Here is a 24,639-nt window from a genome sequence, read left to right on the forward strand (position 1 = left end):
TCAACGATGATTTTGTGTAATTCGTTTTCACGTCCAGCCGGAAAACAGGCAGATGCGCGGGTTTCGGCCGGGTCTGTGGCCTCAGCGGGGGCTGCGGCCCTGCCGGGCAAGGCCAAGGATCGCGGCGCCGATCAGGCCAGGCTCGATTCTGCACTCGGCCGGGACGACGAGGGGCCGGTCAAAGCGGCGCAGGATGCGGGCGCGGACCTCGCGGTCCAGTGCGTCGATCAGCGGGGCCGCGTTGGAGAGGCCACCGCCCACCGCCATGATTCCCGCGCCGAGCATGTTCTCCAGCATGGCGAGCGGCCCGGCCAGAAGCTCCAGCCAGATCGCGATGGTGCGCGATTCTGCCGGCGCGCCCGCGGTCCAGCCCGCGACGATGGCTTCGCTGGTGGCTTCCACTCCGGCATGCAGGTGGGTGTGGAGCCGTTCCATCCCCCGGGCCGAACAGACGGCATCGAGGCAGCCCTTCAGGCCGCAGCCGCAGGCAAAGGCGGGCAGGGTGACCTCGGGCGCGCCGAGGACGCGCTGCGCCACCGGCCCGTGGCCCCATTCGCCGGCAAAGCCGCCGCCCGCGTTGATCAGCTCGCCCCGTACCACCAGCCCGCCGCCGACGCCGGTGCCGAGGATGATGCCGAAGACCACCTCATGCCCGCGCCCGGCGCCGACCGCCGCCTCGGCCAGGGCAAAGCAGTCGGCGTCATTGGCCAGATCGACCGGCAGGCCCAGTTCGGCCTCGAGGTCCTCTTGCAACCGGCGTCCGGTCAGGCAGGGGATATTGGCCACGGTGGCGCGCCCGGTGTCGGGGTCGATCACTCCGGCGATGGAAAAGGCCAGCCGCTCGGGCCGGGTGCTGGCGCCGTCCACCGCCATCTGCAGGGCTGCGACGAAGGCCGGGTAGTTCTGCGCCGGGGTCGGCACGCGCCCCTGCGGGCGGATGTCGGTGGGCGAGAAGGCCTCGGCGCTCTTGATCGCGGTGCCGCCGATGTCGAGACAGAGGATCATGCGACGCGCGCCCCGCCGATCCAGGTGGCGCTGGCGCGGATCTCGGGCGCAAGGCTGAAGAAATCCGCCCGCGCGCCGGGGCGCAGATGGCCGCGGTCGGCCAGCCCCAGCGCCCTGGCCGGCGCGGCAGAGCCAAGCTGCAGCGCCTGCTCCAGCGGCAGGCCAAGCGCCAGATGCACATGGCGCACCGCGTCGATCAGCGCGATATCCGCCCCCGCCAGCGTGCCATCCGTCAGCGTCAGGCGGCCCCCGGCGCGGAAGATATGCCGCCCATTCAGCACCAGCCCGGTCAGATCGCTGCCCACCGTGCTCATCGCGTCCGAGACGAGGAAGATCGTCCCCGCCTTGGCCCGCAGAGCCACGCGCAAGGCGGTATCCTCGACATGGAAGCCATCGGCGATCAGCCCCACCGCCAGGCGCGCATCATCCAGCGCCGCGCCGACCAGACCGGGGGCACGGTGCGACAGCGGGCTCATCGCGTTGAAGAGATGGGTGACCATCGCCGCCCCCGCCCCGGCATAATCCCGGGCCGTGGCCGCATCGCAGTCGGAATGGCCGAGGCTGACCACCACCCCCGCCGCCGCCAGCGCCCTGACTTGCGCGAGGGTCACCGCCTCGGGCGCCAGGGTGCAGATCAGATGCGGCAACTTCGCCGCAGCCTGCAGGATGAGGGAAAGGTCGGCCGCCTCCATCGGGCGGATCAGCGCCGGGTCATGGGTGCCCTTGCGGGCGCGGTCGAGGTGCGGGCCTTCCAGATGCAGGCCCAGAAGACCGGGCACAACCGCCCGCTCTGCCGCGTCAATCGCGGCCTTTGTGACCTCTGGCGCATCGGTGATGAGCGTCGCCATGACGGCGGTCGTCCCGAAACCGGCATGGGCGGCGCAGATCGTGGCGATGCCGGTGGGGGTTGGGTCGTTGTTGAAAAGAACCCGGCCGCCGCCGTTCACCTGCAGGTCGATCAGGCCCGGCACGATCCAGCCATCAAGACGCTCGGCCCCCTTGGCGCCCGCGACAATCTCCACCACGCGGCCCGCCCTGACGCGCAAGGCGGCATCGTCGTGCCACTGCGTGCCGTCGAAGATCCGTTCCGCGTGAAAAAGACCGTCGCCCATCGCCGTCACCAGACCGTGCCGCGCGCGGCGACGTCTTCCACCCGTGTCACCACGCCATCGCGGTGAAACACCATCCGGTCGTAAAGATTGCTGATGACGCAGGTGTGGTTCGGGATGACCCGGACCCTTGCGCCAACCACGGGCCGTGCCGCGGTGCAGGCGCTCAGATCCACCACCGCATGTTCCTCGGAGAGCGAGACGATGCGCGCGCCGGGCAGCTCCTCGATCTCGCCATGATCGGCAAAGCCCAGAAGGTCCGAGGTCAGCGCCTTGGACCCGCAATCCAGCACCGCCCGCGTCGGAGTGGGACAAGAGACGACGGTGGCCAGCACATGCATCGCCAGATCCTCCGGCCCGCATTCCCCGGCCCGCACCATCGAGCGGTCGTTGTAGACGTAAGTCCCGGCGCGATGCTCGGTCGCACTGGGCACCAGATGCGCCTTCCACAGATCCGGGCTGCCGCCGTTCGACCGGATCGGGCAGGGCAGGCCCGCCGCCTGCAACAGCGTCATGGTCTGGGCGAGGAAGGCCTCGACCCGGGCCGCGCCGCCCGTGGCGGGATAGGTCAGAAGACCGCCAAAGCGCAGACCGGGCGCGGCTGCGATCTGGCGGGCGAGGGCGAACGCCTCCGCCGGGCTTTGCACGCCGCAGCGCCCGGCGCCGGTGTCGCATTCGACCAGAACGGTCAGCGGGCGGTCGGGGGTGAAGGCGGATGCCAGCCCCGCCACCGTCACGGCGCTGTCAGCCACGACTTTCAGCGCCGAAATCCGCGCGTTCAGCGCGGCGAGCCTTTGAAGCCTTGCCTCTCCCAGCAGGTTGTAGGTGATCAGGATGTCGTCAAAGCCGGCCTCGGCAAAGACCTCGGCCTCGGTCAGCTTCTGGCAGTTGATGCCTATGGCGCCGGCCTCCACCTGCTGTCGGGCCACGGCGGGTATCTTGTGGGTCTTGATATGGGGCCGGAAGGCCAGGCCCTGCGCCGTCATATAGTCCTGCGCCCGGGCGATGTTGGCGGCAAGGCGCGCCTCGTCGATCACCGGCATCGGGGTCATCACGTCGCTGAGCGGGCTGCCCACCTCGGGCCAGGGAAATGCCATGTCAGTTGCCTTCGCCAAAAGGGTCGGCGCTGCGCGGCCAGATATCGCGTCGCACCAGCCGGTAGGGATTGGTCGCCGGGTCGTTGGGATAGGGCTTGCCGGCCGAGCAATACAATATCTCCGCCGCGATCGGCTGGAAGGCCGCATAGAAATGGTTGGTCGATTTGATCACCAGGATCTTCTGCGCCAGAGGGTCGATCCCCAGCGCGGTGAAAAGCGAGGGGTCATAGCTTTGCGCCCGCACCGTGTTGAGGATGACCTCGATCCCGGTTTCCGCGCCTGCCGCATCCAAGAGGGCAATCCGCGCCGCCGGGCCGAAGGGCACGACGCTTTCGCCGAACTTCATCTCGGCCTCGGGGGCGAGGCGCTGGATGCGGACGAGGGCATCGAGGGGCTCGCCGGTCAGGGGCGCCGACTTGGCACCAAAGCGGAGCAGCATCTCGGCCCCTTCGCCGGCGGCAAAGCACAGCTGCACCGCGACCGGGTCCCAGATCGTGCCCACCGCCACGCCGCGCGCGCCGCGCGCCAGAAGCTCCTTCAGGATCACCGTCGCATCGCCGGCCGTGCCACCGCCGGGATTGTCCCACATGTCGGCGATCACCACCGGACCTTTCGGTGCGGCCATCGCCTGCGCGACCGCGACCTTCTCGTCGATCTGCGGCATCATGTGGCGGCCCCGGTTGGCGAAAAGCTCGCGCCCGAGCCGTTCGGCCATTTCGGCCCCCAAGGCCGCATCGCCATCGGTCACGGCAATCATCTTGGTGCCCATTTCCGGCACATCGCCCGCCATGAAACCATGAATGGCGGACAGCGACAGAAGTCGCGGGGTAGAGGCCTCCAAAGCCATCATCCGGTCGACAAAGCCGCGCATCGGCTGGCGCGAGGTCGGGAAGACGTCGATCATCCGGCAGTCGAAGACCGACATCACCGGTTTGACTCGACCTTCCAGCGTGTCCACGGCGATGCGCCAGAGATCCTCGGCCCGGTCGACGAAATCGGTATGGGGAAATTCCTTGAAGACGACGAAGAAATCCGCCGCCGCCACCCGTTTCGCGGTCAGATGCGAATGCGGGTCAAGCTCGGCGCAGACGAGGACATCCGGCCCGACGATGGCGCGCACCCGGGTCAGAAGGTCGCCCTCGGGGTCGAGATAGCCCTGCGCCACCATCGCGCCATGCAGGCCCAGAACCACGGCATCGACCGGCAGGGCGGCCTGCAACTGGGACAGGATCTCGTCCCGCAAGCCCTCGTAAGCGGTGCGCGCGACAAGGCCCGCAGGGTCTGCCCAGGCGGCGGTGCCCTCGATCAGGGTCCAGCCCTTGGCGGCGCAGACCCTGCGGCCCACCGGGATCGGTGCGGTGCAAAGCGTCGGCGTCACCGGATGCTGGCCCGGCGCGGCATAAAGCGAATCCTCAAAGCCCTTGCGGTCGATCGCGATCGGCGAAAAGGTATTGGTCTCCGTCGCGAGGGCCGCAACGAAGATCCGCTTCGGGGCGGACGAGTTCGGGGCGCTCGCGTTCGGGGCGGTCGAGGACTGAGAGGACATGATCACTCCTTGATATGCGGCAGGTAGCCGACGAACCCCGCGATTTTCCAGCGCCCGTCCTCTTTGCGGCAGATGTAGAGCGTCTGCCAGTTCATCCGGTCGAAACTGCCATCGGCCTTGGCGAGCCTGCCATCGAACTTCTTGCGCACCATGGCGGCCTCGCCGGTGATCTCGATCACCTCAAGCCGGGTTGCGGCATAGATGCCGTCGCGCGGATCGCCGGCAAAGGCGCCCGCGGCCTTGGCGGCGCCGAAGTCGGCGGCCTGGCGCAGCCATTCGGTCCGGTAAGCCTCCAGCGTCGGGAAGGCGAGGGTGTAGCCATCCGGATCGCCCTGAAAATTGCCGCTGATCCCGGTGAAATTCTCCGCGATGAAGTCGCCGGCCACCGCCTCCCAATCGGCGCTGACGAAAGCGTCGATGTCGCGCGGCACCAGCATCTGCCAGATCGCGTTGCGGTCGGTGTCTTCCGCGGGGAAGGGAGTCTTGAACGGATCACGCTCTGCCGTCATTTCATGCGCCCCATGAAAAAAATTTCAGTGCCCTTGCATATCTTCTGGAATATTCGGGCCTCATATGGCTAAATGTCAAGGTGGCAAGAAAATGAATTTCGGGATTCATCCAAATGCTGGACCAAGCGATCACTTCAGGGCGCAGCGTGGCGGATGGCCGCGTGCAGGCCTTTTGCCGGACGGGAGCGCCATGATCAAAACCGAGGACCCCGCGCGCGAGCCTGTATCGCAGTCCGCGCCCAACCTGATCATCGCGCTCGGCGATGCCGAGGGCAAGCTTTCTGCGCTGGAAAAGCGGCTGGCGGCTTCGGTGCTGGCGGATGTGAACTTTGCCACCAATGCCTCGATCACCGAGATCGCCGAAAGGGCAGGGGTCTCTCCTCCCACCGTGACGCGGTTCTGCCGGCGGCTCGGCTGCGTCTCCTTTTCGGATTTCAAGGTGCAGCTGGCCCGCAGCACCTATGTCGGGCTGCGGTACCTGAAGCCCGAGTCGGTGACCTCCAACGCGGTCGAGGTGGCCGAGGATATCGTCACCAAGGCGCAGAACGCCCTGTTCGAGATGCACCGCGGGCTTGACCTTGCGGCGGTCGAGACGGCGGTGGGCCTCTTGAACAAGGCCGACATGATCTATGCCTTCGGTTCGGGCGGCAATTCCTCGATGATCGTGAACGAGCTGCAGAACCGGCTCTTCCGCTTTGGCCTGCGCATCTCGGCCAGCAATGACCACGGGATGAGCCTGATGCTTGCCGCCGCGGCCCAGCCGGGCACGGTGGTCTTCGGGTCTTCCTTCACCGGGCGCAATCTGGAACTGGTGCGCTGCTTTGGCCTCTTGCGCGACCGGGGGATCCCGACCATCGCGCTGACGCAAAGCGGCTCGCCGGTGGCCGAGGCGGCGGATGTGGTGATCGCGGTCGATCTGCCCGAGGGCAAGAACATCTTCCGCGCCTCCTCCACCCGGTTCGCCTTTCTGGCGGCGGTCGACATCCTGGCCAATCTGGTGGCCTATGCCGACCGCGACCGCGCGGCCCGCATCCTGCGCGGCATCAAGGAACAACTGGTCAAGCACCGCGACGGCGACGACCGCCAGCTTTTGGGCGACTGACCTCTGCGAGGGCGGGGGCGCAGGCGGCAGCCCCGGCTTTCGGATTTTGACATGCCGCAAAGGAAGTGACCCATGGGGCAACGTCTTGCCATTGTGACCGGGGCGGCCGGGGATATCGGGCGGGCCATCGCGCGCCGTCTGCGGGCGGATCATGATGTGGTGGTGCTGGCCGACCGCGACCTGCCTGCCGCGAGCCGGGCGGCGGCCGATCTGGGCGCGGGTTTCGTGGCGGTGCAGCTGGACGTGACCGATCCCGAGGCCTGCCGCAGCTTCGCCGCGAAAGTGGAGGGCATGGGCGCGCTCAGGACCCTCGTCAACAATGCCGGTGCCGCCCAGGCCGGCAGCCTGCAATCGACCACCGTTGAGAATTGGACGGCGGACCGGGCGCTGAACCTCGATGCGATCTTCTATGTCTTCTCGGCGCTGGCCCCGCAGCTGAAGGCGCATCAGGGCGCGCTCATCAACATCGCCACGGTCAACGGATTGGGCGTCTTCGGGCATCCGGCCTATTCTTCGGCCAAGGCGGGGATGATCCATCTGACCCGGCAGATCGCGGTGGAATACGGCAAGTTCGGCATCCGCGCCAATGCGGTCGCCCCCGGCACCGTGCGCACGCAGGCCTGGGAGGCGCGGGCCGCCGCCAACCCCGATGTCTTCACCGAAGCCGCCTCGCACTATCCGCTTGGCCGCATCGCAAGGGCCGAGGATGTGGCCGAGGCGGTGGGCTTCCTCGCCTCCGACCTTGCGCAAGCCATCACCGGCGTCTGCTTGCCGGTCGATTGCGGCCTGACGGCGGGCATCCCCGCGCTCGCGCGCACCTTCTCGCAATCCGCTGATTTCTGAGGCGAACATGACCCTGTTTCTGGAAAATGACTGGGCGCTGGAGCCTGCGCCCGCCGGCACCTGGACCCTGCGTCTGACCAACCTCTCCGAGGCGGTGCTCAGCGATTTCACCCTTTCGGTGACGACGATCACCCGCGTTCTGCCCGAGCATTTCATCGAAGGCGGCCGCCTGTTGCGCCGCACCGCGAATTTCCACGAATTTGCCCCGCACGAGGGTTTCCGCCTCGCCCCCGGGGCCAGCTGGACCCTGCGGGCCGAGGGGCTGAACCGCTCGCCCTTCCACCGCAACGATGCGGCCAAAAGCGCCTGGGTCACGATGGGCGGCGCTTACCTTCCGGTGCAGGTCGGCGATCTGACCTATGATGCGGCCACGCCGCCCCTGCCGCCGCCGCGCCTGCCCGAGGGGCGGCTGACGCTGCCCTTCGCGTTGTTGCCCTGGCCCAATGCGATCAGCGCCACGCCCGGTGCGGCGCCGGTTCTCCTCCACGCAGCACCCGCCAGTTCGCTGGCCGAAAAACGGCTGATGCTGTCCATCGACGCGCTGCACGCAAGGCTCTTCCCGGCGGCGCGCAAGCTCTTTCAGCTGACGGCGGTCCCCGGCAGCCGCGCGCTTGCCTTTGCCCATGATGCGACCCTCGCCCCCGAGGCCTACCGCCTGACCTTCGCCGAGACGATCACCCTGACCGCCAGCAGCGCGGCCGGCCACCGTTTCGGCCTTCTGTCGCTGGCCCAGATGCTGCACGGCGCCTTCACCGACAAGGCCTTCCAGTTCCCGGCCACGGGAGAGATCACCGATGCGCCGCGCTATGGCTGGCGCGGCTGCCACCTCGATGTCTCCCGCCATTTCTGGAGCTTCGATGAGGTCAAGCGCGTGGTCGATCTGATGGCCTGGCACAAGATGAACCTGTTCCACTGGCACCTGACCGATGACGAGGGCTGGCGCGCCGAGATCCGCGCCTATCCCGCCCTGACCGAGGCTGGCGCCCACCGGTCCGCCGCCACCCCCGCCATGCTGCCGCAGCTGGGTGACGGGCCGGACACCTCGGGCGGCTACTATACGCAAGACCAGATGCGCGCCGTGGTGGCCCATGCCGAAGCCCTCGGCGTCGAGGTGATGCCGGAAATCGAGACCCCCGGCCATGCCTCCTGCGTGGTGGCCGCACTGCCCTTCCTCGTCGATCCCGACGAGACGCCCAACAGCTATTACCCGGTCCAGGGCTTTCCCAACAACTCCTGGAACCCCGGCATCCCCGAAACCTTCACCGTCCTTGAAACCATCATCGACGAGCTGTGCGAAATCTTCCCCTCGCGCCATTTCCACATCGGCGGCGACGAGGTGGCGCGCAATGCCTGGCTGCAAAGCCCGCGCGCCAGGGTCTTGATGCAGCGCGAGGGCCTGTCCGGCACCTTCGAGCTGCAAAGCTGGTTCCTCAAGCGGATCAAGGACATGCTGACCGCGCGCGGCAAGGTTCTGGTCGGCTGGAACGAGGTGGCGCATGGTGGCGGCGTGCCGCCGGAAGATACGCTGCTGATGGCTTGGGAGAACCCGCAAGTGGGCATCGACCTCGCGCTTGAAGGCTATGACGTGGTGATGACGCCGGGTCAGGCCTATTACCTTGACATGGTGCAGGGGCCGGACTGGCTGGAAAACGGTGCCGGCTGGGCCGGGCCGGTGCCGCCGGAAAAGACCTATGCCTATGAGGCCGAGGGCGATTTCCCCGAAGAACTGCGCCCCCGGATGCGCGGCGTTCAGGCCTGTATCTGGTCGGAGCATTTCACCACCGTGGACTGGTTCAACGACCTCGTCTTCCCGCGCCTTTCCGCCGTGGCCGAGGCCGCCTGGACCGAGCGCGCCAACAAGGACTGGCTGCGTTTTGCCGCCCAGGTCCGGCTGCATCCGAAACTGTGACCGCAAGGGCAGGGGCATTTCGCTGCCCCTGCCATCCTGACCTTTCCGAAAGACAAACCCATGCGCATCGCCGTTGGCGGCATCCACACCGAATGCTCGACCTATTCCCCCGTCCTGATGCAGGTCGAAGACTTCCGCGTGCTGCGCGGGGCGGAGCTGACCGCGCACGACTATTTCGCCTTCCTCGGAAGCCACCCGGCGGAGGTGGCCCCCTTCCTGCACGCCCGCGCCGTGCCCGGCGGCCCGGTCTCTCGCGCGACCTACGCGGCGCTGAAGGCCGAGTTCCTGCAAAGGCTTGCGGCGGCCAAGCCCTTCGATGCGGTCTATCTCGCGATGCATGGCGCGATGAAGGTCGAAGGCATGTGGGATGCCGAGGGCGACTGGATCTCTGCCGTCCGCGAAGCTGTGGGTCCCGACATGCTGATCGCCACCAGCTATGATCTGCATGGCAATGTCTCGGCCCGGATCATCGACCAGATCGACATCTTCGCCGCCTACCGCACCGCCCCCCATATCGACGTGGGCGAGACGATGGCTGCGGCCTATGGCATGTTGCTGAAGGCGCTGGAAACCGGGGCGCGGCCCGGCGTGGTGCGCGTCCCGGTGCCGCTGCTTCTGCCGGGCGAGCGGTCCTCGACCGAGGATGAGCCGGCCCGCAGCCTTTATGCCGCCCTGCCGGGGCTGGAGGGGCCGGGCGTCTGGCGCACCGATCTGATGATCGGCTATGTCTGGGCCGACGAGCCGCGCGCCACCGCCTGCGCCGTGGTGACCGGCACCGACCTGGCCTCCGCCAAAGCCGCCGCCGCCCGCATCGCGGGCGATTTCTGGGCCGCCCGCGACGCCTTCCGCTTTGGTCCGGTGACCGGGCCGCTGGACCGGATGCTGGACATCGCCGCCACCACGACCACCACCCCGATCATCCTGGCCGACAGCGGCGACAACCCGACCGGCGGCGGCGTCGGCGACCGGGCCGATGTTCTGGCCGCGCTGATCGCTCGTAACTGGCAGGGCGCGCTTCTGGCCGGCATCACCGACCGGCCCGCGGTCGAGGCCTGCTTTGCGGCGGGTGAGGGCGCTTTTCTGCCCCTCACCATCGGGGCGAGCCTTGACCCCTCGGGCGTTGCGGTGATGACCGAGGCCGAGGTGATCCGCCTGGCCGAAGGCGCCAGTCTGGCCGAGCGTCAGGCGGTGGTGCGCATTCAGGGCATCACGCTGGTTCTGGCCGCACGGCGCAGGCCCTATCACAACCTGTCCGATTTCGCGGCGCTCGGGCTCGACCCGGCCAAGGTGCGGCTTCTGGTGGTGAAATCGGGCTATCTCTCGCCGGAACTCGCCCCCTTGGCCAATCCCAACCTGATGGCGCTCAGCGATGGTGTGGTCAATCAGGACATCCCGCGCCTGACCAACCTGCACCGCGCCCGCGGCACCGTGCCCTTCGAGGCCCGCGCCGAGTTCGAGCCCGCGCCGCAAGTCTCTGCCCGGTTCCCGGCCTGAGCATGGGCCCCTGGCTGGACATCCTGCGCCGGCACCGGGTGGTGCGCGCCTCTGCGGCGGCGATCTTCCTCTACGGTTTTGCCGGGGCGGCCACCTCGCCCTATCAATCGATGATCGCGATCCGCGAACTGGGGATGAGCGACCATCTATACGCGGTTCTGGCCCTCGCCTCATCGCTGGCCTATGTGGTCATGGCGATCGGCGTCGGCATGATCTCGGACCGGTTCCGCAGCTACCGGCGGCCGATGATCTTTGTCAGCCTCTTTGGCATCTTCGGCTATGGCATGGTCTGGGCCTTGCCCTCGGTGCCGACCTTCGCGCTGGCGACGCTCGGGCCGCTGGCGCTGTTCCACTCGATCAACTCGATGCTCTTCGGCAATGTCTCCGCCCATTCCGCCCGCTTTGACGCCGAGGAGGCGCGGATTTCCAACGCCTTGATGCGGATGATGATTTCGCTGTCCTGGGTGGTGATGCCCGGCGTGGTGGGCCTGGTTCTGAGCGGGCAGAGCAGCATGATGGCGGCCTATCTCATCGCGGCGCTGGTCGCCTGCGGCATCTGTCTGACCGTGACCTTCGGGCTGGAGCCTGACGCGCCACCCCGGACTCGGGACGACCCGGCAGAACCTATGCCCGCTGCGCCGCCCGCCCGGCGCGCCGCCCTGGCCGATATCGGGCTGATCCTGAAGCCGGGCCTTCTGGTCCGGGTGCTGGGCGTCGCGCTGATCAGCCAGATGCTCAACACCAACGGCACCGTGCTGCCGCTGATCGTGACCGGCTCGGCGCAGGGCCGGGCCGAGGATGTGGGCTTTCTGGTCGGCTTCGTCGCCGTGCTGGAGGTGATCTTCATGGTCTTCTGGACCCGGGTCAGCCGCACGATGGCGATTCCCCGCGCGCTTCTGATCTGCGCGGGGCTGTATCTTTGCTACCTGACCGCGATTGCCTGGGCCACGGCGCCCTGGCAGGTGTACCTGGCCAGCGGTCTTGCCGGACTGGCGGCGGCGGGGATGATCTCCTTGCCGATCACCTATCTTCTGGACATGATCCGCGACCGGCCGGGCCTTTCCGCCTCGCTGATCGCGGTCAATGCCTTTGCCGGCGGCGGGCTTGGCGCCTGCATCTTCGCGCTGGGCACCAGTCTTGGCGGCTATCCTGCCGCGGCGATGCTGAGCGGGCTCTGCGGTACCCTGGGCGCAAGCCTGCTCCTCTTCATGGAACGGAGGCGGACATGACAGCGATCACCCTGGAAATCTGCGTCGACGATGCGGCGGGGCTTGCCGCGGCGGCGGCGGGTGGCGCCGACCGGATCGAACTTTGCGCGGCCTTGGCGCTGGGGGGCCTGACACCTTCGGCCGGGTTGATGGCGCTGGCCGCCGAGGGACCCTTGCCCGCGCTGGCGATGATCCGCCCCCGCGCCGGCGATTTCGTCTGGAGCGGCGCCGAGGTCCGCGCGATGCGCGCCGAGATCGCCGCCGCCCGCGCCGCGGGGCTGGCGGGCGTGGTGATCGGGGCCTCCCTTTCGGATGGGCGGCTGGATGGCGCGGTGCTGTCCGACCTGGTGGCTGCGGCGGACGGCCTTGATATCACCCTCCACCGCGCGATCGATCTGGTGCCCGATGTCGCCGAGGCGATGGCGCTTTGTGCGGACCTGGGGATCAAGCGCGTCCTGTCCTCGGGCGGGGCGCTGTCGGCGCTGGCGGGGATCGCGCGGCTGGCGGATATGGTCCGCCCCGGGCTGGTCGTCATGCCGGGCGGTGGGGTCAATGCCGGCAATGCCGCGGCTTTCGCGGCCCACCTGCCGCTGACAGAGATCCACGCCTCCTGTTCGGCCCCCCTCGCCGCGCCCGCAGATGCCCGCATCACAAGCTTCGGCTTTCAGCCGCCAGGGGCGCGCGGCACCGATGCCGGGGCCGTGCGCGCCCTGCGTGCGGCACTGGATCAGATCGCGGCGTCGCGGCCCTCGGGGTGGACATCCTCGTAATAGTCGCGCAGCGCCAGTTGGCTTGCGGCCTCCTGATCCAGCACCACCGTCACCTTGCGGTGCAGTTGCAGCGCCGAGGCGGGGCAGGCGGCGGAAAGCGGGCCTTCCACCATCGCGGCCACCGCGGCGGCCTTGCCCGCGCCATGCGCCAGCAGCACCACCTCTTCGGCCCGCAGGATCGTGCCGATGCCCATGGTGATGGCCAGGCGCGGCACCTCCTCGGGATTGCTGAAGAAGCGGGCATTGGCGGCGCGGGTCGAGCGGGTCAGCGTCTTGATCCGGGTCAGGGAGGAGAGGCTGGAGGTCGGCTCGTTGAAGCCGATATGGCCATTGGCGCCAAGGCCGAGCAGTTGCAGGCCGATATCGCCGGCGGCCACGATGGCGGCCTCGTAGCGGTCGGCCTCGGCCTCGGGGTCGGGCGCATCGCCGCGCGGCAGATGGGCGGCTGCGGCGGGCAGGTCGACATGGTCGAAAAGTTGCGCGCGCATATAGCGCCAGTAGGAACAGGGGTGATCCGGGGCGAGGCCGACATATTCATCGAGGTTGAAGCTTTGCGCCCCGGCAAAGCTGACCTGCCCCGCCTGATGCAGGGCGATCAGCCGCGCATAGACCGATTCCATCGTCCCGCCGGTCGCAAGCCCCAAAACCGAAGCCGGCACCCGCCGCAGCCGCGCCGCGATCAGCCCGGCGACACAATCGACCGCCGTTGCGGCATCGCGCTGGATCAGAACTTTCATGGCGGGTTCCTTACAGCGGTTTCCAGGCCAGCGCGTCGATCTCGACCTTGGCATCGACCATCAGCCGCGACTGCACGGTGGAGCGGGCCGGCGGATGCGCCGCGAAATGACGCTCGAAGACCGCGTTGAAGCTGGAGAAGTCGCGCGGATCATCCAGCCAGCAGGTGACCTTGATCACATCCTCCAGCCCGCAGCCGGCCAGGGCCAGCACGGCCTTGATATTCTCGATCACCTGTTCGGTCTGGGCGACGATGCCGCCGAGGACGACCTCGCCATCGACGGTCGGCACCTGGCCCGAGACATGGACATAATCCCCCGCCCGCACCGCCTTGGCGAAGGGGCGCTTCTGCCCGCCGGCCTGCGCATCGGCGATGCCATAGCGGATCAGACGGGTCTCTGCGGTCGGTTCGGCCATGGGAAAGCTCCAGTTCGGTAATTTTTTTCATGATACCCGCAGATGCGGGCCTCTATCAAGCGTATCCGCAGGGATTGGCCGAAACTTCTGTAATTCTATTTCATGGCGCCGAAGGCGGACCCACGGCGCCGGCCTGTCACCGCCATAGGGCAGGGCGCGGCCCGGTCTTTCCTTCAACCGCAGCCCCATCCGCGCCCCTCCCCTGACGCCTGCAGAGCAGGCGACCGGCCCGCAAAACCGGGGCGAGGGGCGGCCCGATCCTGCGCCTGTCTTGCTTTTTGGCCGATTTACCCGCATCCTGAGGGCCGAAAAGGAGCCTTGATGCCCGCTGCCCGTGTGTTTTTTCCTGCCGCGCTCAACCGCAGATCGCTTCTGGCGGCCATGCCCAGTTCTTTGCTGCCGATTCCGGGCCTGGCCTTCGAGGTGCGGCCCCTTGCCTGGGCGCCGCGTGTGCAGCCCGATATGGCGGGGGTGCCGAATTTCTACCAGGTGACGCCGCAGCTTTACCGCGCCTCGCAGCCCGATGCGCAGGGCTTTGCCGGGCTGGAGGCGATGGGCCTGCGCAGCGTCTTGTCGCTGCGCCAGACGCTGGATGACAAGTCGCTGGCCGCGGGTACGAGGCTTGTGCTCCGCCGTGTGCCGATGAAGACACGGCATGTCGGCGAACAGAACGGCGCCAAGGTGGTGCTGGCGATCCGGGCGCTGCGGGCGGGGATGCAGGAGGGGCCGGTGCTGGTGCATTGCCGCCACGGCGCCGACCGCACCGGGCTGATCGTGGCGCTGTGGCGCATCCTTTACGAGGGCTGGTCGCGTCAGGCCGCCATCGACGAGCTGATCGAGGGCGGCTACGGCTTTCACCCGATCTGGAGCAACATTCCGCGCTACCTGCGCCGGGTCGATCTGGCCGACCTGCGCGACCGGATCGAGTCATGACAGGTTTTGACGCGCAGGCCCATGCCGCCTGGAAGGGCGAGCGGCTGCAAGGCCTCATGGCGATGGACGGCTGGCTGAACCTGACCGACCGGGTCGAGATCGGGCCCGGGCCGCAGAGGTTGGGTTCGGCGCCCGACAATGACCTCGTGATCTCGGTCGGTCCGGCGCATCTGGGCACCCTGACCGCCAGCGCCACATCGGCGCGGCTGGAGACTCCCGAAGGCGTGCAGGACTTCACCGCGATGGGCGGCAATCCGATGCTGGAGGTCGGGCATCTGCTTTTGGAACTCCACACGGTCGAGGGGCAGCCGGCCCTGCGCGTGCGCGATCTGACCATTCCGCGCAGCGTGGTCCTGACCCTTTATCCCTTCGATCCGGCCTGGGTGATCTCTGCGACTTGGGAGGTGCTGGATGCGCCCCAGGCCCAGGCGGTCGACCAGAAGGGCGCGGGGCCGACCGAGGTGCTGCTGACCCATAGGGCGCATTTCACCCATGCGGGCCATGCCGTCACCCTGCTTGCGACGCATTGGAAGGCCGGCAAGCCGATGTTCGTGATCCGCGATGCCACCTCGGGGCCGGAGACCTATGCCGCCAGCCGCTTTCTGATCGGCGCGCCAGACGGCGACCGCATCACGCTGGATTTCAACCGCGCCTTCAACCCGCCCTGCGCCTTCACCGATTTCGCGATCTGCCCGCTGCCGCCGCCGGAAAACCGGCTGCCCTTCGCGGTTCGTGCGGGCGAACGCAAGCCCGGCTGACCCGTCCCCCGCCCGGCGCGCGATTCGCCTGCCAGCCGGGCGCAGGCGTCCCGCAGCCCGATCCGCCGCTTTGATCGGGCGCGCGCCGCCCTCTCACCTGCGTTACACCAGCGTGAGTAAAGCGTGATTGTCCCCGCCTTTGGCACAATCGCGCAATCATCCTCTTTGGATTTTGAATTTATGCGTTAAGACTTGTTAGACATTCGCGACTTCAGGGAAAGCTCATGGCCGCAGAGACCTTTGTCACGCTCTATCGCAGGGAATTGATCGGTCCGGCGTTGTCCGGCGCGGTCGCGGTCCTGGTGAGCGCCGGACTTGCGCAGGCCCAGGGGCTGGAGACCCACCCCGCCCCGGTGCTGCACGGCCCGCAGACCACGACGCTGAGCGCGAGCGCCCTTGAAAACCGCCTGACCGACCCGACGCCCTTCGGCGTCGATCTCTCTGGCCTGATGATCGTCGATGCCCATGCCAACGGGCCGAAGGCGCGGGCGAAATCCGGGGCGGGGGTCAGCACCGCGCTGGCCGGACCCACCGCGCAGGGGGCGGGCTTCAAGAGCATCCTGCAGAAATACATCGGCCAGCCCCTGTCCTACAAGGTCATCGGCGCGATCGAGACCGACATCACCAAATACTACCGCGACAATGGCCGCTCGCTGGTGCAGGTGACCGTGCCGCCGCAGGAGGTGACCTCGGGCGTCCTGCAGGTCAACGTCAACACCTTCGTCCTGCAGGCGACCGAGGTGGCCGGCGCCAAGGCCGGGGCGCAGGGCTATGTCGCAAGCCAGATCCGGGTCCGTCCGGGGCAGGAGGTCAATACCGCGACCCTGCTCGAGGATGTGAACTGGCTGAACCTCAACCCCTTCCGCCATGTCGCGGTGGTCTTCGAGCCGGGCAGCGCGCCAGACAGCACCAGGCTGACGCTTCAGGTGCAGAACGGGCGGCCCTGGTCGGGCTATGCCGGCATCTCGAACTCGGGCACCGATGACACCGGCAAGGAGCGCATCTTCACCGGCTTCAACATGTCGGCGCTGCCCTGGCAGGACCATCAGCTGTCCTACCAGCTGAACATGTCGCCCGACAGCCTTGGCCATGGCGACATCTGGGACACGCAGCACGACAAGGGCTATCTCTCGCATGCGCTGAGCTATTTCATCCCGGTCACCTTCTCCAACGGGCTGCGGATGAAGACGACCCTCGGGCTGAGCCACATCTCCAGCTATTCGGTGCCCGACGGGCCGATCACCTCTTCGACCACGACCAATGGCTTTACCGCCGAGCTTGCCTTCCCGCTGCCGCGCAAGCCCGGGACCTGGACGCTGGTGCCGGAGGTTTTCGTCGGCTTTGCCGCCAATACCTACGACCGCACCCAGTACCTCGGCGGCGTCCTCGCCTTCGGGCGCGAGAAGACCGACCTCGAACACCTGCAGCTTGGCCTGCGCTCGGCGCTGAACGGGCAGATCTTCGGCAAGTCCACCCATGGCAATTTCGAACTGTCGCTGACCGGCGGGCGTTCGCAGACCGAGGGGGCGGCGGACAAGAGCTTTGCCTATTTCAAGGCCTCGATGGCGCAGGAGATCGCGATCGACAAGGACCGCGCCGTGGCGCTGCGTCTGGGGATGCAATATTCGCCCGACGAATTGCACGCGCTGGAGCAGTTGTCGCTTGGCGGCGATGCGACGGTGCGGGGCTATCCCTCCAACGCGGTGCCGACGCAATCGGGCGCCTGGGTCAGCGTCGAATACCGCGCCGCCCCCTACAGCGTGCCGATGGGCAAGGCGCTGGGCCAGTTCCGCCCGCATGTCTTTGCCGATTTCGGCCTTGCCGACAAGGTGACCCTGGGCGGGGTGCAGGTCTCGCCGGTCGAACATATGGCGGCGGTGGGGATCGGCGGCGAATTCTCGGTGGGTGAGAATTTCGTGGCCAAGATGGATCTGGCCAGGGCCCTGACCTCGGCGGGCACCACGCCTTCGGGCGACACCTCGCTGGCCGTGCAGCTGACGGCGAGGTTCTGAGATGGAATTCGGGAAGATCGCGATGCTTTTGAAGATGACGGGGCCGGTGCTGGCCGTGACGCTGGCGGCGGGCGGGGCGGTGCTGGCCGATACGGCGCCGCCGACCGCGACCACGGCGACCTATGGCGCCTGGACGGTGGCCTGCAATGTGGTGCCCCAGGCCGATGGCTCGCCGGCGAAGCCGCTCTGCCAGATGACGACGCGGCTGAACCTGAAAGGCCAGGACGGCCAGATGCATCCCTTGCTGGCCTTCACCATCGGCACCCCGCCGGGGGCCAAGGCGGCGCGGCTGGCCCTGCAGGTGCCGACCGATGTGGCGCTGCGCGCCGGTGTGACGATCAGCCTTGACCAGCCCGCCGCCGCCGGGGCCGATGCCACGGCGCCGCGCCCGCAGGAGGATCTTCTGCAGCTGACCTATCTGACCTGCGCGCCGCAGGGCTGCATCGCCGATTCCGATGGCAGCGCCGATCTCTGGACCCGGCTGAAGGCGGTGCCCTCGGCCAATGTCAGCTTCACAGCACTGGCCGGACAGAAGAAGATCGTGGTGCCCGTCTCGCTCGACGGGTTCACCGCGGCGATGGCGGCGCTGGACGCCAATGCGAAATGAGACGACGCCCGGCAATTCATTAACCTTTGCCGAGACTTGGACTGCGAATTTAATACCTGACTTTAAACCCGTCGAGGGCTCGTGATGTCGCAAAGAAACCTGCTCGCCGCTTATCTTCTTGGCGCCGCCTTCCTGCCGAGCGCGCTTTACGCGCAGGATCTGCCGACCAGTCCGACGGTGGTGGCAGGCGATGTCACCGTGTCCAACCCGTCGCCGACCCAGCTTCTGATGCAGCAGGCCAGCCAGTATGGCATCGTCGACTGGGGCAGCTTCTCGATCGGGCAGGGCTTCGGGGTTCAGGTCAACAATGGCAGCGGGGCGACGCTGAACCGGGTGACGGGCGGCGATCTGTCGGCGATCATGGGCAGCCTGTCGGCGACGGGCTCGGTCTATCTCGTCAACCCCAATGGCATCGTGGTGGGCAAGACCGGGGTGATCAACACCGGCGGGCGCTTTGTGGCGACGACCTTGGACATGTCGGACAGCGACCTGCTGGACGGTGGCGATACGACCTTTGCGGGCGAGTCGGCGGCCTATGTCGTCAACCTCGGCCAGGTCTCCTCGATGGGCGGCGATGTGGCGCTTCTGGCGCGGCATGTGGTCAATGAGGGCACGATCACCGCGCCCAACGGCACGGTCGGTCTGGTCGCGGGCCGCGAGATCCTGATGCGCGACGCCGCCGTCGATGACGGGCTCTTCTCGGTCAAGATCGGCGGCGATGACACTTCGGTCAGCGAGAGCGGCACGATCCGCGCCGCGGCGGCCGAATTGCGCGCCAATGGCGGTAATGTCTATGCCCTGGCCGGCAATACCAAGGGCACGATCGAGGCGACGGGTGTGGCCAAGGTCAAGGGCAAGATCTTCCTGACCGCCGGCGACACCGGCACGCTCAAGGTCGACAAGCCGGTCAAGGCGAAGAACGGCGACGGCACGGGCGGCACGGTCATAGCCCATGGCAAGGTGGTCGATCTTTCGGGGCTGATCGACGCCTCGGGCACACAAGGCGGCACGGTTCAGGTCACCTCCACCGGCACCACCACCTTTGACGGCCAGATCTTCGCCAAGGGCGGCGAGGGCGGCTTTGTCGAGGTTTCGGGCGAAGACCTCAGCTTCACCGGCTCGGTCGATACCGAGGGCGGCACCCTCCTGATCGACCCGCGCAACCTCGAGGTGACCGACAACAACTCGGTCATTCTCAGCGGTGCTTCGGCGATCACCACATCCAGCCTGATCACCGCGCTTGCGACGCAGAACGTGATCGTCCAGACCAATGGCGCCGCGACAGAGGCGGGCACCATCCTCGTGTCCAGCGAGCTGAACTACTCCTCGGACTTCGATCTGACCTTTCTGGCGCGCGGCGACGTGATCTTCTTCGCCTCGGTGCAGAATGCGCAGGGCGATGGCGTGATCGGCGGCGATGTCAACGTGGTGGCCGGCTGGAACGGGCTGACCTCGACCACGACCTTCAACCCGACGCCTTTCCTCAACGCCGATCTGGCGACCACCACGCTGTTCGGTCAGGCCAATGGCACCGCCTATACGGTCAACGGCGCGACCGGCAGCGCCACGGTGAACGCCTCGGGTTCCTTCCTGATCACGCCGCAGCTGCGCGGCTTCAACCATGTGGCTGTCGGCTCGATGACCGGGGCAACCCGGCTTTTCGCCAGCGGCGGCGCGATCGGCGGCGGCTCGGGCTATTCGCAGCTTGGCTTCAACGTCACCAACATGATCCCGGGCGAGACGGCCAGCGGCGACATCGTCCTGCGCTCGACCGGCGTGGTGAACCTGCTTGCCGGCAGTTCGACCGATGACGGCGCGCAGATCGGCCATATCGGGATGAATTTCGCCGATGTCGGCAGCGGGTCCACCGTCAGCGCCACCGGCGCAATCACGGTCGAGGCGCAGAACGGCATCGAGCTGTCGGGCAGTTCGGCCTCCGGGGCCTTCAACCAATATGCGATGATCGGCCATGGGTCACTGGACCGCTTCGGCGTCACGCAGAGCCTCGGCGACCGCTCCGGCGCGATCACGGTGATCTCGCATGGCGACCTCAGCCTGCAACCCGGCACCCTGGGCGGCAATGTCGAGGCCTGGATCGGCCATGCCACGGCGAGCGGCGTGATCTCGGGCGCCGATGTGGCGATCACCGCTTTCAACTTCGACCAGAACGTCTCGGTCTTCCCGGGCCCGGGTTCCGCGGGCACGCTGGATGTGGCGATGCTAGCGGCCGATACCGAAGGCGGCAATGTGACGGTGACCCAGACCGACACGACGGCGGGCGCCTCGCTTCTGCTGACCGGCACCACCGCGACCAGCAGCTGCGAATGCGGCAGCGTCACCACGGCGGGCACGCTCACCGTCCAGACCGGCGGCGATCTGCAGCTGGATTCGGGCTTTGCCTATTCCAACCTTGGCGGCGGCGACCTGATCCTCGCCTCGGGCGGGAATCTGCAGAACGATGCCGGGGCTTCGGCCATCGGCACGATGAAGGGGCGGTGGCTCCTGTTCTCCAACAGGCCCGATGCCGACAGCGGCACCCTGGGCGTGCTGACGCCGAATTTCATCCAATATGGCACGAGTTTCGACCCGCTGGCCCTGCCGGGCAGCGGCAATGGCCTGATCTACCGGGTGACGCCGGTGGTGACGGTGGGTTCGGTCACCCAGACCTACGGCGACACCTTCGTCGCCCCCGCCGTTTCGGTGCAGGTCGGCGGGGTGGATGTCTCTGCCGCCGCCTTCGGCTTTTCGGTCGATCCGGCGACGATCGACACTTCCGTCGTCACCTTCACCAATGGCTTTGCCAATGCCGGCACCTATCTGGGCGGCCTGATCACGGCGGTGAATAGCCTGCCCGACGCGACCGGCGCGCCCGGCCCAACCCTGACAGGTGTTACGGTCAACCAAGGCGATCTGCAGGTCGACCAGGCGACGCTGAGCGTGCTCCTCGCCGACGAGACCAAGGATTACGATGGCGTGGGCCTTTACACGGGCGCCGTGACCTTCTCGGGCTTCGTGGCCGGGGATACCGCGGCCCTGATCACCGCCGGCCCGACCTTCAGCTATGCCGGCGGCGACGGAAGCGGGATCAATGCCGCGACCTATACCGTCTCGGCGAGCGGCACGACGGTGAACAGCAGCAACTACGCCATCGTGCAGAGCGATACCGCCACGCTGGTGATCAACCCCCTGCAGTTGAGCGCCTCCCTCGGCACGATCACCAAGGCCTATGACGGCACCGATGTGGCGACGCTGCAGGCCTCGGACTTCACCCTGACCGGCTTCATCACGGGTGAGGGGGCGACGGTGACCAAGACCACCGGCACCTTCGCCACGCCCAATGCCGCGGCGAGCAATCCCGTCACCGCCACCCTGGCCTCGGGAGACTTTGCTGCCACCGGCTCGACCCTGCTGTCGAACTACGTCCTGCCGACCACGGCCACGGGCAATGGCGCCATCACCCAACTCACCCTCAGCGCCGCCATCATCGGCACGCCGACCAAGGCCTATGACGGTACTGATGTGGCGACCCTGCTCGCCAGCAACTTCCAGCTGACCGGCTTCATCGCGGGCGAGGGCGCCACGGTCACCCAGACCAACGGCACCTATGCCTCACCCAACGCCTCGGCCACCAACGCGGTCACTGCCACCCTCGGCGCGGGCGATTTCACCGCGACCGGTTCGACCCTCCTGTCGAACTACGTTCTGCCGACCACGGCCACCGGCAACGGCGCGATAACCCAACTGGCCCTCAGCGCCGCCATCATCGGCACGCCCACCAAGGCCTACGACGGCACCGACATCGCGACCCTGCTCGCCAGCAACTTCCAGCTGACCGGCTTCATCGCAGGCGAGGGCGCCACAGTGACCCAGACCACCGGCACCTATGCCTCGCCCAACGCCTCAGCCACCAACGCGGTCACCGCCACCCTCGGTGCTGGAGATTTCACCGCGACTGGTTCGACCCTGCTGTCGAACTACGTCCTGCCGACCACGGCCACGGGCAACGGCGCCATCACCCAACTTGCGCTGAGCGCCGCCATCATCGGCACGCCCACCAAGGCCTATGACGGCACTGATGTGGCGACGCTGCTCGCCAGCAACTTCCAGCTGACCGGCTTCATCGCGGGCGAGGGTGCCACGGTCACCCAGACCACCGGCACCTATGCCTCGCCGAACGCATCGGCGACCAACGCCGTGACCGCCACCCTCGGCGCGGGCGATTTCACTGCCACCGGTTCGACCCTCCTGTCGAATTACGTCCTGCCGACCACAGCCACGGGTAACGGCGCCATCACCCAACTGGCCCTCAGCGCCGCGATCATCGGCACGCCCACCAAGGCCTATGACGGCACCGACATCGCGACCCTGCTCGCCAGCAACTACCAGCTGACCGGCTTCATCGCCGGTGAGGGCGCCACGGTCACCCAGACCACCGGCACCTATGCCTCCCCCAACGCTTCCGCCAACAACGCGGTCACCGCCACCCTCGGCGCGGGAGATTTCACCGCAACAGGCTCGACCTTGCTGTCGAACTACGTCCTGCCGACCACGGCGACCGGCAACGGCGCCATCACCCAACTGGCCCTCAGCGCCGCGATCATCGGCACGCCGACCAAGGCCTATGATGGCACCGACATCGCCACCCTGCTCGCCAGCAACTTCCAGCTGACCGGCTTCATCGCGGGAGAGGGCGCCACGGTCACCCAGACCACCGGCACCTATGCCTCCCCCAACGCCTCCGCCACCAACGCGGTCACCGCCACCCTCGGCGCGGGAGATTTCACCGCCACCGGCGCGACCCTCCTGTCGAACTACATCCTGCCGACCACAGCCACGGGTAACGGCGCGATAACCCAACTGGCCCTCAGCGCCGCCATCATCGGCACGCCGACCAAGGCCTATGACGGCACCGACATCGCCACCCTGCTCGCCAGCAACTTCCAGCTGACCGGCTTCATCGCGGGCGAGGGCGCCACGGTCACCCAGACCGCTGGCACCTATGCCTCCCCCAACGCCTCGGCGACCAACGCGGTCACCGCCACCCTCGGCGCGGGAGATTTCACCGCAACAGGCTCGACCTTGCTGTCGAACTACGTCCTGCCGACCACGGCGACGGGCAACGGCGCCATCACCCAACTTGCCCTCAGCGCCGCGATCATCGGCACACCCACCAAGGCCTATGACGGTACTGATGTCGCGACCCTGCTCGCCAGCAACTTCCAGCTGACCGGCTTCATCGCAGGCGAGGGCGCCACGGTCACCCAAACCGCCGGCACCTATGCCTCCCCAAACGCCTCGGCCACCAACGCGGTCACCGCCTCCCTTGGCGCGGGCGATTTCACTGCGACCGGGTCGACCCTGCTGTCGAACTACGTCCTGCCGACCACGGCCACGGGCAATGGCGCCATCACCCAACTTGCGCTGAGCGCCGCGATCATCGGCACGCCCACCAAGGCCTATGATGGCACCGACATTGCGACCCTGCTCGCCAGCAACTTCCAGCTGACCGGATTCATCGCGGGCGAGGGCGCCACGGTCACCCAGACCGCCGGCAACTATGCCTCGCCCAATGCCTCGGACAGCAATGCCGTGACGGCCGCCCTTGCCGCCGGCGACTTTGCCGCCACCGGGGCGACGGTTCTGTCGAACTACATCCTGCCGACCACGGCCACCGGCAATGGTGCCATCACCCGTCTGGCGCTCAGCGCCTCGATCATCGGCAATCCGACCAAACCCTTCGACGGCACCACCAATGCGGTGCTGACCAGCGCCAATTTCCTGCTCGACGGCTTCATCGCGGGCGAGGGCGCGACCGTCACCCAGACCGCCGGCACCTATGACGCGGCCGATACCGGCACGCGGCAGGTCTCGGCCACGCTTGCCCCGGCCGATTTCACCCCGACCGGCGCGACGCTCTTGTCGAACTACATCCTGCCCACCGCGGCCACCGGGGCCGGCACGATCGGGGCGAGCCCGACCCTGCCGCCGCCGCCCATCCTGATCCGCAGCCTCGACACCTTCCCGACGACGCCCTTGGGCGAGCCGACCGGGCCCTCCGACGTGCTGCAGACCATCAACACCGAGACGACTCAGGCCATCCTGGACGAGATCAACGCCGGGACCAGCTTCTGCCGCGAGTTCGTGCAGAAGGAATATGCCATCGACTGTCTGTCGGACCGGCTGCAGGCCGTGGCGGACGGGCTCTCCTCGACCGGCGAATATTCCGAGGTGCGCGCCGCACTCGAGGATGCGGCCCGCCAGCTGCATGCCCTGGCGCTGGCCAATGCCTCTTCCGTTCTGGATCAACGGATTGCGCGTTCGGTCTCTGGCCCGGTGCGGTCCTCCTCGCGCCCGCTGACCGCGATTTCGGACGACCGGCTGGCCGCGGCGAATGCCCAGGCCGCGGCAATCATCGTCTCGACCCAGCTGGTGCTTTTGCGCTCCAGCGCCAATTCCGAGCGCCGCCGCGTGGCCTTCGAACAGGTCGGTCAGGTGCTCGGCTCGACCAAGGTTCTGCTGCGCTCGTCGTGATTGCGTAAAATGCGCGGCAAATCGCGGTCCCTGCGCGGGGTGCGGCGGCAATTG

General features: G+C 67.6%; 18 protein-coding genes. 11 read left to right on the plus strand and 7 right to left on the minus strand.

From position 1 onward, the window contains the following. Positions 1 to 81: 81 nt before the first annotated feature. Genes AC1DZT_RS15205 through AC1DZT_RS15225 form a run of 5 tightly spaced genes read right to left on the minus strand, consistent with a single transcriptional unit; the run spans position 82 to position 5,266 of the window. Positions 82 to 1,005 carry an ROK family protein gene (locus tag AC1DZT_RS15205; RefSeq protein WP_478007490.1) on the minus strand — a complete coding sequence of 308 codons (924 nt, stop codon included), beginning with the start codon at positions 1,003 to 1,005 and terminating at the stop codon, positions 82 to 84. After that, positions 1,002 to 2,117, minus strand: a complete 1,116-nt coding sequence (nagA, locus tag AC1DZT_RS15210; protein ID WP_478007491.1) for an N-acetylglucosamine-6-phosphate deacetylase — start codon at positions 2,115 to 2,117, stop codon at positions 1,002 to 1,004. The genes AC1DZT_RS15205 and nagA overlap by 4 nt, the downstream gene beginning before the upstream one ends. 5 nt (positions 2,118 to 2,122) lie before the next feature. Then, entirely contained in the window at positions 2,123 to 3,211 is a 1,089-nt protein-coding gene (locus AC1DZT_RS15215; protein WP_478007492.1) for a D-TA family PLP-dependent enzyme, read from the minus strand. 1 nt (position 3,212) lies between these two features. Further along, complete coding sequence (locus tag AC1DZT_RS15220; protein WP_478007493.1) at positions 3,213 to 4,757, minus strand: M81 family metallopeptidase; 1,545 nt, start codon at positions 4,755 to 4,757, stop codon at positions 3,213 to 3,215. A gap of 2 nt (positions 4,758 to 4,759) precedes the next feature. After that, on the minus strand, positions 4,760 to 5,266 hold the full coding sequence (locus tag AC1DZT_RS15225; protein ID WP_478007494.1) for a hypothetical protein: 507 nt from the start codon (positions 5,264 to 5,266) through the stop codon (positions 4,760 to 4,762). A 190-nt stretch (positions 5,267 to 5,456) separates the two neighbouring features. Between AC1DZT_RS15225 and AC1DZT_RS15230 the strand changes: the two genes are divergently transcribed. The 6 genes from AC1DZT_RS15230 to AC1DZT_RS15255 all read left to right on the plus strand — a co-directional run bounded on the left by AC1DZT_RS15230 (position 5,457) and on the right by AC1DZT_RS15255 (position 12,592). Next, the gene (locus AC1DZT_RS15230; protein ID WP_478007495.1) at positions 5,457 to 6,368 is read left to right on the plus strand and encodes a MurR/RpiR family transcriptional regulator; all 912 of its coding nucleotides are present in this window, start codon (positions 5,457 to 5,459) and stop codon (positions 6,366 to 6,368) included. A gap of 72 nt (positions 6,369 to 6,440) precedes the next feature. Continuing rightward, positions 6,441 to 7,211: an SDR family oxidoreductase gene (locus tag AC1DZT_RS15235; protein ID WP_478007496.1), complete on the plus strand. Its 771-nt coding sequence runs from the start codon at positions 6,441 to 6,443 to the stop codon at positions 7,209 to 7,211. A 7-nt stretch (positions 7,212 to 7,218) separates the two neighbouring features. Then, positions 7,219 to 9,120, plus strand: coding sequence for a beta-N-acetylhexosaminidase (locus AC1DZT_RS15240; protein ID WP_478007497.1), 1,902 nt, complete (start codon positions 7,219 to 7,221; stop codon positions 9,118 to 9,120). A gap of 60 nt (positions 9,121 to 9,180) precedes the next feature. Then, positions 9,181 to 10,614 carry a M81 family metallopeptidase gene (locus tag AC1DZT_RS15245; RefSeq protein ID WP_478007498.1) on the plus strand — a complete coding sequence of 478 codons (1,434 nt, stop codon included), beginning with the start codon at positions 9,181 to 9,183 and terminating at the stop codon, positions 10,612 to 10,614. 2 nt (positions 10,615 to 10,616) lie between these two features. Next, the gene (locus AC1DZT_RS15250; protein ID WP_478007499.1) at positions 10,617 to 11,843 is read left to right on the plus strand and encodes an MFS transporter; all 1,227 of its coding nucleotides are present in this window, start codon (positions 10,617 to 10,619) and stop codon (positions 11,841 to 11,843) included. Beyond that, positions 11,840 to 12,592 carry a copper homeostasis protein CutC gene (locus tag AC1DZT_RS15255; RefSeq protein ID WP_478007500.1) on the plus strand — a complete coding sequence of 251 codons (753 nt, stop codon included), beginning with the start codon at positions 11,840 to 11,842 and terminating at the stop codon, positions 12,590 to 12,592. Before AC1DZT_RS15250 ends, AC1DZT_RS15255 begins: the two co-directional genes overlap by 4 nt. Here AC1DZT_RS15255 and nagB read toward each other — a convergent pair. Further along, positions 12,550 to 13,329 (minus strand): glucosamine-6-phosphate deaminase, encoded by a 780-nt coding sequence (gene nagB, locus AC1DZT_RS15260; RefSeq protein WP_478007501.1) that lies wholly within the window; start codon positions 13,327 to 13,329, stop codon positions 12,550 to 12,552. The two genes, AC1DZT_RS15255 and nagB, sit on opposite strands and share 43 nt — an antisense overlap. A 10-nt stretch (positions 13,330 to 13,339) precedes the next feature. Beyond that, positions 13,340 to 13,744 (minus strand): Rid family hydrolase, encoded by a 405-nt coding sequence (locus AC1DZT_RS15265; protein ID WP_478007502.1) that lies wholly within the window; start codon positions 13,742 to 13,744, stop codon positions 13,340 to 13,342. Between the two features lie 321 nt (positions 13,745 to 14,065). On the opposite strand from AC1DZT_RS15265, the gene AC1DZT_RS15270 reads away from it, so the two are divergent. The 5 genes from AC1DZT_RS15270 (at position 14,066) to AC1DZT_RS15290 (ending at position 24,585) form a co-directional block, all read left to right on the plus strand. Further along, a complete protein-coding gene (locus tag AC1DZT_RS15270; protein WP_478007503.1) occupies positions 14,066 to 14,677 on the plus strand; it encodes a phosphatase domain-containing putative toxin in 612 nt (203 codons plus the stop codon). Next, entirely contained in the window at positions 14,674 to 15,435 is a 762-nt protein-coding gene (locus AC1DZT_RS15275; protein ID WP_478007504.1) for a DUF1684 domain-containing protein, read from the plus strand. Before AC1DZT_RS15270 ends, AC1DZT_RS15275 begins: the two co-directional genes overlap by 4 nt. A gap of 224 nt (positions 15,436 to 15,659) precedes the next feature. Further along, complete coding sequence (locus AC1DZT_RS15280) at positions 15,660 to 17,447, plus strand: ShlB/FhaC/HecB family hemolysin secretion/activation protein (protein WP_478007505.1); 1,788 nt, start codon at positions 15,660 to 15,662, stop codon at positions 17,445 to 17,447. A gap of 1 nt (position 17,448) precedes the next feature. Then, positions 17,449 to 18,054, plus strand: a complete 606-nt coding sequence (locus AC1DZT_RS15285) for an invasion associated locus B family protein (protein ID WP_478007506.1) — start codon at positions 17,449 to 17,451, stop codon at positions 18,052 to 18,054. 84 nt (positions 18,055 to 18,138) lie between these two features. Beyond that, positions 18,139 to 24,585 (plus strand): YDG domain-containing protein, encoded by a 6,447-nt coding sequence (locus AC1DZT_RS15290; protein WP_478007507.1) that lies wholly within the window; start codon positions 18,139 to 18,141, stop codon positions 24,583 to 24,585. Positions 24,586 to 24,639: the final 54 nt, after the last annotated feature.

The organism is Rhodobacter sp. P1_C2 (genome assembly GCF_056406375.1).

Bases quoted from the DNA above. Each gene is read 5' to 3' on its own strand.
- AC1DZT_RS15270 (WP_478007503.1), top strand. From the start codon at position 14,066: ATGCCCGCTGCCCGTGTGTTTTTTCCTGCCGCGCTCAACCGCAGATCG.
- AC1DZT_RS15225 (WP_478007494.1), bottom strand. From the start codon at position 5,266: ATGACGGCAGAGCGTGATCCGTTCAAGACTCCCTTCCCCGCGGAAGAC.
- AC1DZT_RS15250 (WP_478007499.1), top strand. From the start codon at position 10,617: ATGGGCCCCTGGCTGGACATCCTGCGCCGGCACCGGGTGGTGCGCGCC.
- nagB (WP_478007501.1), bottom strand. From the start codon at position 13,329: ATGAAAGTTCTGATCCAGCGCGATGCCGCAACGGCGGTCGATTGTGTC.
- AC1DZT_RS15255 (WP_478007500.1), top strand. From the start codon at position 11,840: ATGACAGCGATCACCCTGGAAATCTGCGTCGACGATGCGGCGGGGCTT.
- nagA (WP_478007491.1), bottom strand. From the start codon at position 2,117: ATGGGCGACGGTCTTTTTCACGCGGAACGGATCTTCGACGGCACGCAG.
- AC1DZT_RS15290 (WP_478007507.1), top strand. From the start codon at position 18,139: ATGTCGCAAAGAAACCTGCTCGCCGCTTATCTTCTTGGCGCCGCCTTC.
- AC1DZT_RS15240 (WP_478007497.1), top strand. From the start codon at position 7,219: ATGACCCTGTTTCTGGAAAATGACTGGGCGCTGGAGCCTGCGCCCGCC.
- AC1DZT_RS15205 (WP_478007490.1), bottom strand. From the start codon at position 1,005: ATGATCCTCTGTCTCGACATCGGCGGCACCGCGATCAAGAGCGCCGAG.
- AC1DZT_RS15220 (WP_478007493.1), bottom strand. From the start codon at position 4,757: ATGTCCTCTCAGTCCTCGACCGCCCCGAACGCGAGCGCCCCGAACTCG.
- AC1DZT_RS15215 (WP_478007492.1), bottom strand. From the start codon at position 3,211: ATGGCATTTCCCTGGCCCGAGGTGGGCAGCCCGCTCAGCGACGTGATG.
- AC1DZT_RS15275 (WP_478007504.1), top strand. From the start codon at position 14,674: ATGACAGGTTTTGACGCGCAGGCCCATGCCGCCTGGAAGGGCGAGCGG.
- AC1DZT_RS15230 (WP_478007495.1), top strand. From the start codon at position 5,457: ATGATCAAAACCGAGGACCCCGCGCGCGAGCCTGTATCGCAGTCCGCG.
- AC1DZT_RS15235 (WP_478007496.1), top strand. From the start codon at position 6,441: ATGGGGCAACGTCTTGCCATTGTGACCGGGGCGGCCGGGGATATCGGG.
- AC1DZT_RS15265 (WP_478007502.1), bottom strand. From the start codon at position 13,744: ATGGCCGAACCGACCGCAGAGACCCGTCTGATCCGCTATGGCATCGCC.
- AC1DZT_RS15245 (WP_478007498.1), top strand. From the start codon at position 9,181: ATGCGCATCGCCGTTGGCGGCATCCACACCGAATGCTCGACCTATTCC.
- AC1DZT_RS15285 (WP_478007506.1), top strand. From the start codon at position 17,449: ATGGAATTCGGGAAGATCGCGATGCTTTTGAAGATGACGGGGCCGGTG.
- AC1DZT_RS15280 (WP_478007505.1), top strand. From the start codon at position 15,660: ATGGCCGCAGAGACCTTTGTCACGCTCTATCGCAGGGAATTGATCGGT.